10 protein-coding genes are annotated in these 13703 nt (G+C 67.4%); 5 read left to right on the top strand and 5 right to left on the bottom strand.

The genetic code is table 11. The features are described from left to right. Genes ACWGCN_RS28590 through ACWGCN_RS28580 form a run of 3 tightly spaced genes read left to right on the top strand, consistent with a single transcriptional unit; the run spans window position 1 to window position 1799 of the window. Entirely contained in the window at window positions 1-576 is a 576-nt protein-coding gene (locus tag ACWGCN_RS28590; protein WP_378994391.1) for a hypothetical protein, read from the top strand. 45 nt (window positions 577-621) lie between these two features. Then, entirely contained in the window at window positions 622-1449 is an 828-nt protein-coding gene (locus ACWGCN_RS28585) for a MerR family transcriptional regulator (protein WP_378994393.1), read from the top strand. Then, window positions 1449-1799: a VOC family protein gene (locus tag ACWGCN_RS28580; protein ID WP_378994395.1), complete on the top strand. Its 351-nt coding sequence runs from the start codon at window positions 1449-1451 to the stop codon at window positions 1797-1799. Before ACWGCN_RS28585 ends, ACWGCN_RS28580 begins: the two co-directional genes overlap by 1 nt. Window positions 1800-1813: 14 nt before the next feature. On the opposite strand, the gene ACWGCN_RS28575 is transcribed toward ACWGCN_RS28580, so the two are convergent. Next, on the bottom strand, window positions 1814-2248 hold the full coding sequence (locus ACWGCN_RS28575; RefSeq protein ID WP_056822013.1) for an SRPBCC family protein: 435 nt from the start codon (window positions 2246-2248) through the stop codon (window positions 1814-1816). A gap of 178 nt (window positions 2249-2426) precedes the next feature. Between ACWGCN_RS28575 and ACWGCN_RS28570 the strand changes: the two genes are divergently transcribed. Both ACWGCN_RS28570 and ACWGCN_RS28565 read left to right on the top strand, forming a co-directional pair. Then, the gene (locus ACWGCN_RS28570) at window positions 2427-3869 is read left to right on the top strand and encodes an FAD-binding oxidoreductase (RefSeq protein ID WP_379312312.1); all 1443 of its coding nucleotides are present in this window, start codon (window positions 2427-2429) and stop codon (window positions 3867-3869) included. Next, complete coding sequence (locus ACWGCN_RS28565) at window positions 3866-5182, top strand: class I SAM-dependent methyltransferase (protein ID WP_378994398.1); 1317 nt, start codon at window positions 3866-3868, stop codon at window positions 5180-5182. Before ACWGCN_RS28570 ends, ACWGCN_RS28565 begins: the two co-directional genes overlap by 4 nt. Window positions 5183-5216: 34 nt before the next feature. Here ACWGCN_RS28565 and ACWGCN_RS28560 read toward each other — a convergent pair whose 3' ends face one another. From ACWGCN_RS28560 to ACWGCN_RS28545, 4 genes are all read right to left on the bottom strand, one after another. Further along, a complete protein-coding gene (locus ACWGCN_RS28560) occupies window positions 5217-8756 on the bottom strand; it encodes a protein kinase domain-containing protein (protein WP_452459955.1) in 3540 nt (1179 codons plus the stop codon). Between the two features lie 152 nt (window positions 8757-8908). Beyond that, window positions 8909-9982, bottom strand: coding sequence for an esterase-like activity of phytase family protein (locus ACWGCN_RS28555; RefSeq protein ID WP_452459956.1), 1074 nt, complete (start codon window positions 9980-9982; stop codon window positions 8909-8911). A 189-nt stretch (window positions 9983-10171) separates the two neighbouring features. Further along, entirely contained in the window at window positions 10172-12328 is a 2157-nt protein-coding gene (locus tag ACWGCN_RS28550) for a 3-hydroxyacyl-CoA dehydrogenase NAD-binding domain-containing protein (RefSeq protein ID WP_378994405.1), read from the bottom strand. Window positions 12329-12371: 43 nt separating this feature from the next. Continuing rightward, on the bottom strand, window positions 12372-13586 hold the full coding sequence (locus tag ACWGCN_RS28545; protein ID WP_379219863.1) for an acetyl-CoA C-acetyltransferase: 1215 nt from the start codon (window positions 13584-13586) through the stop codon (window positions 12372-12374). Window positions 13587-13703: the final 117 nt, after the last annotated feature.

Raw genomic sequence — 13703 nt, 5'->3', positions numbered from 1 at the left:
ATGAATGTGTCCCGTGCGCGCCTGGCTTCGATGATGGCCTTGGGCGTATCGTTCTCCAGCCTGCTTCTTCTCGCACCCGCCGCCGTATCGGCCGATTCCGGGACCGGGATCAACGACTACGGCAACGGCTGCGTTCTTGATTCCGGCAATCGGGCGGCGACCGTTGATTCGTTGCGTTTCCGGTGCAGTGTCACCCAGCAGGACCAGATCTACCGGGACTCGCAGGCGGGCGCGGTGCCGGTGGGCCTCACCAACGGGTGGGTGACACGCCCGCAGCAGTTCAGAGGGGCCGCCGAGTCGCTGTGGATCGGCAAGGTGTTCCGCACCGGGCCCGACGGCGGCACACTGACCAACCGGGTCACCGGAGCCGGGATCGAGGCGTTTCCCGCCGATGTCTATCGCGCACCGTCGATCCTCGACGGCGCCCCCACCTGGGCGCTGAACTACGCGCCGTCACCCACCCCGCAGGTCTACGACGAGATCCGCGAGGTCACCCCCGGCGTCTGGTTCGGCTATTCGTGGTGGCGCGAGGGCTCGTGGCCGCTGCTCGCCGCCTTCGTGCTGACGCCCGCCTGATCGGTTCTTGACCCTCCACCCGCTGGAGGGTGTTCCCTGGACCTCATGACAGCAACCGTGGCGATCGGCGAGTTCGCCCGCCTCACCCATCTGAGCGTCAAGACGCTGCGGTACTACCACGAGATCGAGCTACTCGAGCCCGCCGCGGTGGACGCGGGCACCGGCTATCGCCGCTATTCCACCGACCAGGTGGAGCGGGCGCATCTGATCCGCCGCCTGCGCGACCTGGACATGCCGCTCCCGGAGATCCGCACCGTGCTCGCCACCGCGGATCCCGCCGAGCGTGACACCACCCTGCGGGCGCACCTCACCAGGATGGAGGCGGCGCTGCAACGCACCCGTGAGGTGGTGGTCTCGCTGCGCGCCCTGCTCACCACGCCCCCGCTGCCGATCGAGGTCGACTACCGGATCGAGCCCGCGTTCACGGCGCTCACGGTCACCGAACAGGTCGAGCGCACCGACATCGCCGACTGGTGCGGCACGGCGTTCGAGCAGCTGTACATGATCCTGCTGGAGTCCGGTGTCGATCCGGGAGGCGTTGCGGGCGCGACGTATTCGACCGAGTTCTTCACCGAGGCCAACGGCGAGGTCACCGCGTACGTGCCGCTGCCGCCCGGGGCCGAGTTCATCCCCACCCGCGGCCTCGCCATCGTCGACTTTCCCGCCCGCCACTTCGCCGTGGCGGTGCACGACGGCCCGTTCGAAGACTTCGACCGCACCTATGGCGCCCTCGGCAGCCACGTCGCCGAGCACGGCGCCGCACTGCCCGACGAGCCGGTCCGCGAGCGCTACCTCGTGGGACCGGACATCACCGATAACCCGGCCGACTACCGCACCGAAGTGTGCTGGCCGATCACCGAAGGAGAAATCTGATGACCATCGCCCTGGCGAACATCACCATGGACTGCCACAACGCCACGGCCCAGGCCGAGTTCTACGCGCAACTGCTCGACGTACCCGTCGACCCGGAAGCCTCACAGTTCTTCGCCACCGTCGGCAGATCCGCCGGTCTCGCCCCGATCCTGATGTTCATCCAGGTTCCCGACAAGACACCTGGCAAGAACGTGGTCCATCTGGATTTCCACACAGCCGAGTGGGCCGACTACATCGAACGCGCAGTCAGCCTGGGCGGCAAGCACATCGGCGACTTCGACGAGTACGGCCTCCAGTGGACCACCCTCGCCGACCCCGAAGGAAACCTCTTCGACATCGGCAAGGACTGACCCGTGAACTGAGCTCAGGCCAGTTCGCGCGAGAGGTTGCCCAGCACCTCGGCCTGGATCTTCTTCAGGCCGAGCGGGGCGAAGATGCCCTCGAAGATGCCCGAGATGCCGCCCGCACCCTTCCAGGTGGTCTCGACGGTGACCTTCGAGCCGGTGCCGTCGGGGGTGACGGTCCAGGTGTTGACCATGGTGGAGTTGGCGTCGCGCTCGGTGAGAACCGAATCGGCCACCGTCACGGTCGCGCGCACGTTGCGTGAGCGCTTCTCGGTGGCCTGCAGCGTCCACTCCACCACGGTGCCCGCGCCGTTGCCGCCCTCGACAACCTTGTAGTCGCGGTAGTGCGAGGAAAGAATGCGCGGCCGGATCGTCTCGTAGTCGCCGATCGCGGCGAGCGTGCGCTGCGGATCCGCGGCGACGACGATCGAACTGCTGGCGCTGACCTGTCCCACTGTTGACTCCTTGCTGGGGGTGTGGCGATATCTCGACCGGGTTACATCCTGCCCTGTCCCCGACCGCTTCACCCGACCAGGTTCGGGCGGTGCGGGAACATGTGCGTGACATTTTGTCGCGGCGCGCAAGTATCCGGTGGCCCGGCGGACACGGTCGTACTAGCGTCAAAGGGTGGCAGTGAGTCTTTTGGGTAGGGCTGGTCACGAACCGGCCACACGCGAGTCCGGATATGCCGCGCATCGAGCGGGAGTGGAGCGACTGCTGGAAAGCTATCGCGCCATCCCACCCGGCGCCGTCGTCCGGCTGGCGAAGAAGACATCGAACTTGTTCCGGGCCAGGGCGGCACCCACCGCGCCCGGTCTCGACGTGTCCGGCCTCGGGCAGGTGATCGCGGTAGACCCGCAGGCCCGCACGGCCGACGTCGCGGGCATGACCACCTATGAGGACCTGGTGGCGGCCACCCTCCCCTACGGGCTGGCGCCGCTGGTGGTGCCCCAGCTCAAGACCATCACCCTGGGCGGGGCGGTGACCGGTCTCGGCATCGAATCCACCTCGTTCCGCAACGGGCTACCCCACGAATCCGTGCTGGAAATGGACATTTTGACCGGGGCCGGGGAAATCGTCACCGCGACGCCGACCGGCGAGCACGCCGACCTGTTCCACGGCTTCCCCAACTCCTACGGCACTCTCGGATACTCCGTCCGGCTGAAGATCGAACTCGAACCCGTCCTGCCGTTCGTGGAATTACGCCACGTGCGATTCCACGACCTGCGCGAACTGGAAGCCGAACTCGATCGGATCGTCGTCGAACGCCGCTTCCAGGACGAAGCTGTCGACTACATCGACGGCGTGGTGTTCAGCGCGAACGAGAGCTACCTGACCCTGGGTCGCCAGACCGACGAGCCCGGCCCGGTCAGCGACTACACCGGCATGGACATCTTCTACCGCTCCCTGCAGCACCCCGACGGCGTGATCCGGGACCGGCTGACCATCCACGATTACCTGTGGCGCTGGGACACCGACTGGTTCTGGTGCTCGCGCGCGTTCGGCGCGCAGAACCCGAAGATCCGCAGGCTCTGGCCGAAGTCGCGCCGCCGCAGCAGTTTCTACTGGAAACTGGTCGCGCTCGATCGCAAGTACCACATCGACGACCGCAGGCAGGCCCGCAAGGGCAACCCGCCGCAGGAACGCGTCGTACAGGACATCGAGGTGCCGGTCCAGCACACCGCCGACTTCGTCGAATGGTTCCTGCGGGAAATACCCATCGAGCCGATCTGGTTGTGCCCATTGCGCTTGCGTGCCCTCGACGACGCGCCGGCGACGGACGGTGCGCGTCCGTGGCCGCTGTATCCGCTCGAGCCACAGCGCACCTACGTCAATGTCGGATTCTGGTCGGCGGTGCCGACAGAGCGAGGTCAACCGGAAGGGGCGGCCAACCGCGCCATCGAGAAGATCGTGTCCGCGTTCGACGGACACAAGTCGCTCTACTCGGACTCCTACTACGACGAGGCCGAGTTCGCCGAGCTCTACGGCGGCGACACCTACACCGAACTGAAGACCCGTTACGACCCGGACCAACGACTGCTGAATCTGTATTCGAAGGCGGTGCAACGCAAGTGACGACATTCAAGGACCGATCCGAGGTATTGGCCGAGCTGGGCACCCGGCTCAACATCGCCGAGGTCGTCGAGAGCCTCGTAGACGGCGAAATCCCCGTCCGCCTGACCGCCTACGACGGCAGCGCGACCGGCCCGGAGGACGCGCCCTACGCGCTCGAGATCAAGACCCCACGCGGCATCAACTATTTGGCAGGCGCCCCCGGCGACCTCGGCATGGCGCGGGCCTATATCGCCGGCGACATGATCGCCGAGGGAGTGCATCCCGGCGACCCGTACGACATCTTGAAGGCCATGCAGGACATGAAGTTCCATCGTCCTTCGGCATTGTCGCTGGTCACCATCGCGCGCTCGCTGGGCTGGGAGCGGCTCAAGCCGATCGCGCCCCCGCCGCAGGAAACGCTGCCGCGCTGGCGCCGGATCGCGCTGGAAGGCTTACGCCACTCCAAGACTCGCGATGCCGAGGCGATCCACCACCACTACGACGTCTCCAACAAGTTCTACGAGTACGTCCTCGGCCCGTCGATGACCTACACCTGTGCGGTGTACGGCGACGAGGACTGGACGCTCGAGCAGGCACAGGAGAACAAGTACCGGCTGATCTTCGACAAGCTGCGCCTGAAGGAAGGCGACCGGCTGCTCGATATCGGCTGTGGCTGGGGTGGCATGGTCCGCTATGCGGCGCGCCGTGGCGTGAAGGTGATCGGGGCGACGCTGTCGGCCGAACAGGCCGCCTGGGCACAGCAGAAGATCGCCGAGGAAGGTCTCAGCGAGCTCGCCGAGGTCCGGCACAGCGACTACCGCGACATCCCCGAGGGCGAATTCGACGCGGTCTCCTCGATCGGCCTCACCGAGCACATCGGCGTGCACAACTACCCGTTCTACTTCGGCTACATCAAGGACAAGCTGCGGGTGGGCGGCCTGTTCCTCAATCACTGCATCACCCGCCACGACAACACCCGCACCACCAAGGCGGGCGATTTCATCGACCGCTACGTGTTCCCCGACGGGGAGCTGATCGGCTCCGGACGCATCATCTCCGATATCCAGAACGTCGGCCTCGAGGTGCTGCACGAGGAGAATCTGCGCGAGCACTACGCGCTGACGCTGCACGAGTGGTGCAAGAACCTGGTCGCCAATTGGGACGCGGCCGTCGCCGAGGTCGGCGAGGGCACCGCGAAGGTGTGGGGCCTGTACATGGCGGGATGCCGACTCGGCTTCCAGCGCAACGTGATCCAGCTGCACCATGTGCTCGGCGTGAAGCTCGACGCGAACGGCGCCTGGGACGTCCCGTTGCGCCCGTGGTGGCAGCCGTAGGTCGCTGATCGCGGCCCGGGCCACCGGGCCGCGATCAGACCAGTAGTTCGTCGAGGAAGTGACCGGGCAGGGCGCGCAGGATCGGATGATCCTGCCCGTCATGGGATTGCGTGCGCAGTACGTGGAGCAGGCCGACGACCCCCGGCCCCGCGTCCAGCAGCGGTCTGGTCCAGCCCAGTTCGGCGCAGGTGCGCAGGACCGGAAGCACCAGCCCGGTCGCCTCCCCGACCCATCCCGCCGACGCGAGACACTCCGCGAGCAGCAGGGTCGCGTCCAATTCCGCCCGGGGACGGCCCTGTTCGAGTGTTTTCGCGTAGATCACCCGCGCATGGCGGGCCGCGCGATCATCGGCACGCAGGCGCTGTTCGGCCAGTAGCCGCCGAATGTCGGCGATGGCCCGCGCCTCGGTGATCAGCGCGGCGGCGCCCTTCTTTCGCCGTGCGCCGTTACCGGAGCTGTCGGGGACGAAGATGTCTTCGCCGGTGGGGAATCCGAGCCTGGCCCGCTCGGCCCGCACATGCGCGTCCAGGCGAGCCAAGCCGTTCTCCGCGGCCACTCGCGCGCCTTCGTCGAGGCGGGCCGAGGCGGTGTACTGATCGCCGAGAGCCGCCTTCACCCTGGCACCGACCACGAAAGTGGCGATCAGGAAGTCGACGGGACCGACCCGGGTAACCAGCTCGTGGCTCTCGTCGAGGAGCCGATCGGCCAGCGCCAGATCGCCACGGCGATACGCCACTTCGCCGAGCAGGGCCGCCGCGATCCGCGCGGCGTCCGAGCGCGGCCCCGCCTTGGTCCGCGCGGCCTCGTATGCCTGCTCGAAAGAGGTGGTAGCAGAGGCGATGTCGAGTTGTTCGTAGGCGGCGTCGCCCAGCGCGCACAGCCCGAATACCGGACCGAGTGGGTCCTTCGACTGGGTGTGATAGTCGGCGGCCCAATCCTGGAGCTCGGTCACCGCGCTGAAGTCGAACTCGCACAGCCGAACGAACGACATCAGATTCGCGGCGGTCGACACCGTCCAGGCGGGCAGGTCGCCGGGTTCGTCCAGAATGGGTACCAGACTGTCGGCTACCTCGGCGATGTCATCGTGGGCTACCCGGTCGGCAGCGTCCAGCACCGTTGCCACACATCGCTGTTCGGTCAGCTCCGGTTCGCCGGGTGAGCTGCGGGCCAGCAGATTGGAGAGCCGGCCGAGCGCGTTGCGGGCGGTCCCCGTCTGCTGCATGTTCATATTCGCCCTGGCCACCGCCATCAACAGCTTCGACCGTGAGGTCACCTGCTGCACAGGTAGTTTCGAGACGGTGCCGAGCAGGGTGGCGAGCCGGGATCCGTCGATCAGGTCCATGCCCCCGCTCTCGAGCAGGTCGGCGGCGAGTTTGAGATCGGTCGCGGCCAGCGCGTGATCCACCGACTTGCGCAGCAGTTGATGCTCGGCGTACCAGCGTGCGGCCTTGCGGTGCAGCGCTTTCGAGCGCCCGGGATGTTCGCGGTCGAGGCGGGCGCGCAGATGCTCGGCGAACAGCGGTTGCATGCGGTACCACTCCGGATCGTGCTGGATCCGATGCAGGAAGAGCTCACGCTGCTCGGCCTGCTCCAGCATCACCGCACCATCGGAGACATCGGCGAGCACCCCGGCCAGCGACCCGTTCACCCGCTCGACCACCGAGATCGCCATCAGGAACTCCAGCTGCTCGGGCGCCAGCGCGTCGAGCACGTTCTCGGCCAGATACTCGCGCATCCCGTGCCCGCCCTCGGCGAGCGAGGCGAGCAACTGGGCCGGATCGGCCTTGTCGCGCAATGTGAGGCTCACCAGCTGGATCGCGGCGGGCCAGCCGTCGGTCGCGAGGTGGATCTGTTCGACCTGCTCGTCGGTGAGCGCGAAACCGTTGCGCTCCACCAGGATCTGCCGGGTCTCCGATTCGGTGAGCCGCAGCGCGGCCGCGTCCAGCTCCACCAGTTCGTCGCGCACCCGCAACCTGCTGATCGGCAGGCCGGACTGATCGCGGCTGGTGATGACGAACCGCACGTGGTGGCAGCCGTTGTCGAGCAGGGTCGCCATCGCGCGTTGCACGCCGGGATCGCGCACCCGGTGCCAGTCGTCCACCACGACGACCACCGGGCGCCCGCTCGCGTGGATCTCGTCGATCAGGGTGGCGATCACATAGGCGACCGCGTCGGCGGGCCGCTCCTCCAGCACCTGCTCGAGACCCGCGCCGACATCGGGGCGCACCCGGCGGATGGCCTCGATGAGGTGGGCGAGGAACCAGATCTCGCTGTCGTCGTCCTGGTCGACGCCCAGCCACGCCACCGGAATGTCGCGGGTGGCCAGGTCGGCGCGCCACTGCGTGGCGATGGTGCTCTTGCCGAAACCGGCGGGCGCGTGGATCAGGGCGAGTCGGCGCTCGCCGCCCGCACGCAGCACGTCGAGCAGGCGCTGGCGCGGGAAGGGTTCGCGAGCGGGCGTGGGTGGGCGGAATTTGGTGGCAGCGGTCGGCGGAAACGTGCCGGTCGTCGAACCCGGCATGGGCACCGAGGCACCGGCGGCCTGCAGGGTCAGCGGCCAGCTGCGGCGGCCGGTGACCGACTTCAGGACCTCCGGGGCGTCGTCGGTGGTCTCCTCGGAGTCGAGCAATGCCATTTCGTCGGGCATCTGGCCGTGCGCGCGCTGCACTTCGCGGAGCAGTTCGCCGAACTCGTAGGCCGAGGCCGGGCGGTCGGCGGGCTCGGGGGACATGGCCCGTTCGATCACTTCCGCCACGTCGCCGGGGATGTCCTGAGCGCGCAGGTCGGGGACATGCTGGGTGGTGATGCGCAGGAATTGCGCGACCACCTTCTCCCCCGCCTGGCGTTCGAACGCGGCATGGCCGGTCAGCAGGGCGAACAGCGTCGCGCCGAGACCGTAGACATCAGACCGCACGGTCGGTTCAGTGCCCTTGAGCAATTCCGGCGCGGTGAACGCGGGCGAACCGGTAATCAAGCTGCTCGACGTCTGGAATCCGCCGGGGATGCGGGCGATGCCGAAATCGGTGAGTTGCGGTTCGCCGTACCCGCTGATCAGTACGTTCGCCGGTTTCACATCCCGGTGCAGGATGCCCGCCCGATGCGCCGATTCGATCGCCGCGGCCAGCTTCACCCCGGCGCGCAGCGTATCCGACCAGGTCAGCGGGCCACGATCGTGGATGAGGCGTTCGAGTGAGCCGCGCGAGGCGTAGGGCATCACGATCAGCGGCAGCCCGGTCGCGGTCACGTCGACCTGCAGGATGTCGACGATATTCGGATGTCCGGACAGCCTGCCCATCGCCTGTTCCTCGCGCAGGAACCGTTCCCGGCTCTCCACATCGATCTCCGAGGACAGCACCTTCACCGCGACCACGCGATCCAGCGCCGGCTGCAATGCGCGGTACACCACGCCGAATCCGCCGCGCCCGATCTCCTTGGCCCCCGTGAGGCCCATGGCATCGAGTTCCGCGATCACGGCCTCGTCGGGCACTCCCGGCGCCACCGTCCGCTGCGTATTGAGCCCCACCGGCGCCGCCTCGGCCAGGCCGCGCCGCATACGCGTCTGCTCCGGATCCATGTGACCACCTCTCACCATCGGCGTCACCGGCGTTTCGGTCGGCATGCGGGGAGGTCACCGACATCACCGCACATATCCAAGCTAGCGCGATCCGGCGTCTATCGGGTGGAGATTCGACGCTGTGGCGGCAACGGTTGTCCGAAACCCGCGGTTCAGCGCACCGCGAGCGCGATCAGCTGAGTGCGCTGTTCGGACGCGAAGTTGTTGTCCGCGACCAGCACCAACGTGCGCTCACCCGAGGGCAGGCGCGGGCCCCAGGTCATTCCCTCGATGTTGTCGACGGCCTCGATCCCCAGATCGGCGAGGTCGGCGACGAGCCGCTTGGCCACCGGGCGAGCACCCGCGATCGGCGCGTCGAGCACAGTACTCGCGGCCGTGGTGTCGATCTCGAAGATCCGCACCCGATTCCCCACCCCCTTGGCGAAAGCCCGTTCGACCACCAGGAATCGGGTCGGATCGAAGCTGTCGTCGGCGAGGATCGCGGTCACGCCGTTGCTCGCCTGCCCGGCCTCCGGCCGCGACTCGGCGAACACCGGCTCCAGCGGGTACGCGTACTGCGCGAGCACCGGCCCGAACCTGGCCTGGACGGTGATCCGCGTCGTGGCCCCCGCCGTCGTGGTCGCGCCCGGACCGTCTTGGAGCAGCGGCCCCTCCATCGCGGTCACGAACAACGCCCCACCGGCCGCGAACGTCGCCCCCTCGAGCGCCTGGTTCTGCCGTGGCCCCGAATCAGCGCGCATCCGTTCGTTTTCCGGAATCGGCAGCTCCGCGACGAACCCGCCGTCCGCGCGAGCCACCCGTACCGAAGGATCGGCAAGCACCTCACCGGTCCGCTCGCCCTCCTGTGTCCAGAAGTAGTCTCCCGTCCACGGATCAACCCGAATGTCCTCGGGATCCACCGATTTCGGCGGATACACGCCGCCGTCCGCCCGCAGCAGCGGCTTCGTGCCGGTGAAGCTCACGGGCCCGATACCCGTCTCCCCCACTGGAATCCGAGCCGTGTACACCCTGGCGGGCCCCTTTTCCGACCGGTCATCGCTGATCAAGACGAATTCACCGGCGTCGGCGCGATAGTCGATGCCCGACAGCCCGCCGACCACCGTCTCCCCGAATTCGACGTCGTGCCCCACGACCTGTTCCCCCAGCACCCGCACGCCATCGACCGCGGCCCCCGCATCCGGCACCGCGCCCCCCGCGACGACAATTCCCAGAACCGCTGCAGCCACCCGACGTCCCATGACCGACAAGCTATCCACCGCACCACACCCCCAGGTGAACACCACCCGAACTGTCGGTCGCCGCCCCACCACCTCCGAAGTCCGAGCTGGACTCTTGACTGCCCCGACAACGGCGAACGCCCGCCACCTCATAGAGGTGACGGGCGCCGACCCGGTGCGAAACCGGGAACTACCGACTTACTTGCGCAGCGAGGCCGGGACCTCGAAACGCGGGCCGAACTTCGCGGCCAGCTCGTCGGCGCGGGCCACGAAGGCCTCCTGGCCACCGGGGTAGCCGACGATGAACTGGTGCGAGCCACCCGACCAGGCCGGGAAGCCGATGCCGAAGATCGAGCCGATGTTCGCGTCGGCGGTGCTGGTGAGCACGCCTTCGTCGAAGCACTTCTGGGTCTCGATGGACTCGGCGAACATCATCCGGTCCTTGAGGTCCTGGAAGGTGACACCCTCCGGGAGCTCACGGCTCGAGCTGAAGATCTCGCGCAGCTCGTCCCACAGGCCGGTGGCCTTGCCGTCGACGTACTCGTAGAAGCCCGCGCCGCCCAGCTTGCCCTTGCGGTCGTACTTGTCGATCAGGGTGTTGAGGACCTCGGCGGTCTTCGCGGACGCGGCGTTGAGCTCACCACCGGCAGCAAGGATGGCCTCGGAGGTCTCCTTGTAGATCTTCTGCATGGTGGTGAAGTTCAGCTCGTCGCTGAGCTTCAGCGGCGCGGCCGGGTAGCCCGCCTGCAGACCGGCCTGCTCGACAGTGGCCGGGTCGACACCCTCGGCGACCATGGAGATGGCCTCGTTGATGAAGGTACCGATCACGCGCGAGGTGAAGAAGCCACGGCTGTCGTTGACGACGATCGGGGTCTTCTTGATGGCGAGGGTGTAGTCGTACACCCGGGCCAGCGCCTCGTCGGAGGTCTTCTCGCCCTTGATGATCTCCACCAGCGGCATCTTGTCCACGGGGGAGAAGAAGTGGATACCGATGAAGTCCTCGGAGCGCTTCACACCGTTGGCGAGCAGGGTGATCGGCAGGGTCGAGGTGTTCGAGCCGAGCAGGGCATCGGCGTCGACGATGTCCTCGATCTCCTGGAAGACCTTGTTCTTGAGGTCCGGGTTCTCGAACACGGCCTCGATCACGAAGTCGACGCCCTTGAAGTCGGCGGCGTCCGCGGTCGGGGTGATGCGAGCCAGCAGCGCGTCGGACTTCTCCTGGGTGGTCTTGCCACGCGAGAGAGCCTTGGCCTCGATGGCCTCGGCGTAGCCCTTGCCCTTGACGGCGTTGGCGAGCTCGACGTCCTTGAGGACGACGTCGTAGCCGGCCTTGGCGGAGACGTAGGCGATGCCCGCGCCCATCATGCCGGCGCCGACGACACCGATCTTCTTGATCTCACGCTTGGGCACATCCTCGACGGACGGACGCGAGCCGCCACCGTTGATGTGGTTGAGGTCGAAGAAGAACGCCTGGATCATGTTCTTCGCGACCGGACCGGTCAGCAGGCTCGTGAAGTAACGGCCCTCGATGGTCAGCGCGTTGTCGATGTCGACCTGCGCACCCTCGACCGCCGCGGCCATGATGGCGCGCGGGGCGGGCATGTTGGTGCCCTTGATCTGCTTGCGCAGGTTGGCCGGGAACGCGGGCAGGTTCGCCGCGAAGGCCGGGGTGGACGGGGTGCCGCCGGGGATCCGGTAGCCCTTCTTGTCCCACGGCTGCGCCGCTTCGGGGTTGGCCGCGATCCACACCTTGGCGGCGGGGATCAGTTCCTCGACCGTGGCGACGACCTCGTCGATCAGGCCGATTTCCTTGGCCTTGGTGACGCGGTGACGCTGGCCCTGCAGCAGCACCTGCATCAGCGCGTTCTGCAGACCGAGCATGCGCACGGTGCGGGTCACGCCGCCGCCACCGGGCAGCAGGCCCAGGGAGACCTCGGGCAGGCCGATGGCCGAACCCTTGACGTCGGCCGCGATGCGGTAGTGGGTGGCCAGCGCGATCTCCAGGCCGCCACCGAGGGCAGCGCCGTTGATAGCGGCGACGACCGGCTTGCCGAGCTGCTCGAGGCGACGCAGCGGGGCCTTCACGTCGGTGACCATCTTGACGACCTCGGCCGCGTTGTCCGGGCCGACCTTCATCATGTTCTTCAGGTCGCCGCCGGCGAAGAAGGTCTTCTTGCCGGAGGTGATGACCACACCGGTGATGTCGTCCTTCTCCGCCTCGAGGCGGTCGACGGTGGCGTTCATCGACGCGAGGTACGCGTCGTTCATGGTGTTGGCGCCCTGGCTGGGGTCGTCGATAGTGAGGACGACCACGCCGTCGGCGTCCTTCTCCCAGCCGATGATGTTGTCAGTCATAGTTTTTCGTTCTCTCCTATGAGAAGTGAAAGTCGGCCGGAGCTCAGACGCGCTCGATGATGGTGGCGACGCCCATGCCGCCGCCGATGCACAGGGTGATCAGGCCGTAGCGCGCGTTGCGACGCTCCAGCTCGTCGAGCACCGTGCCGGTGATCATCGCGCCGGTGGCACCCAGCGGGTGGCCCATCGCGATCGCGCCACCGTTGACGTTCAGCTTCTCGTCCGGGACGTTCAGGTCCTTCTGGAACTTCAGCACCACGGAGGCGAAGGCCTCGTTGATCTCGACGAGGTCCATGTCCTCGATCGTCAGACCGGCCTTGGCCAGCGCCTTCTTGGCGGCCGGGGTGGGACCGGTGAGCATGATGGTGGAGTCCGCACCGGAGGTGGCGGTCGCGACGACGCGGGCACGCGGGGTCAGACCCGAGTTCTTGCCCGCCTCTTCGGAACCGATCAGCAGCAGGGCGGCGCCGTCGACGATGCCCGAGCTGTTGCCACCGTGGTGGACGTGGTTGATCTTCTCGATGTAGGTGAACTTCTGCAGCGCGACGGCGTCGAAGCCACCCATCTCACCGATGCCGGCGAAGGCCGGGTTCAGCTTGCCGAGGTCGGCGGCGGTGGTGCCGGGACGCATGTGCTCGTCGTTGTCGAGCACGACCAGGCCGTTGATGTCCTTGACCGGGACGATCGACTTGGCGAAGTAGCCGCCGGTGGTCGCCGCGGCGGCCAGGTCCTGCGAGCGCACCGCGTAGGCGTCGACGTCATCGCGGGTGAAGCCCTCGATGGTGGCGATCAGGTCGGCCGAGATGCCCTGGGGCACGAAGTAGCCGTCGTAGTTGGTGGCCGGGTCGAGCGCCCAGGAGCCGCCGTCGGAGCCCATCGGTACGCGCGACATCGACTCGACGCCACCGGCGATGACGAGGTCGTCGAAGCCGGAGCGAACCTTCTGCGCAGCCAGGTTCACGGCCTCGAGGCCGGAAGCACAGAAGCGGTTGAGCTGGAAGCCACCGACGGTGTCGGGCAGGCCGGCGATGGTGACCGCGGTGCGGGCGATGTCCATGCCCTGGTCACCGACGGGGGTGACCACGCCGAGGATGAGGTCCGAGATCTGGTCCTCGTCGAGGTTCGGGAAGCGGCCACGCAGCTCCTGGATCAGACCAACAGTCAGATCGATCGGCTTGACCGAGTGCAGCGAGCCGTTCTTCTTGCCGCGGCCGCGCGGAGTGCGGATGGCCTCGTAGATGTAGGCCTCTGTGGTCATATCGGAGTGTTTCCTTCCTTGGGGTGCGGTGGCCGCACGAACGCCACGACCAATTGTCTCGACGCCGTACAAATCCCGGCAAACACCAGCGGAGCATAGAACCATGCTCATCCGGTG

The organism is Nocardia sp. NPDC055050, from assembly GCF_053608345.1.
Note: the sequence above shows the minus strand (reverse complement) of the source record. Positions and strands in the feature narration are given on the sequence as shown.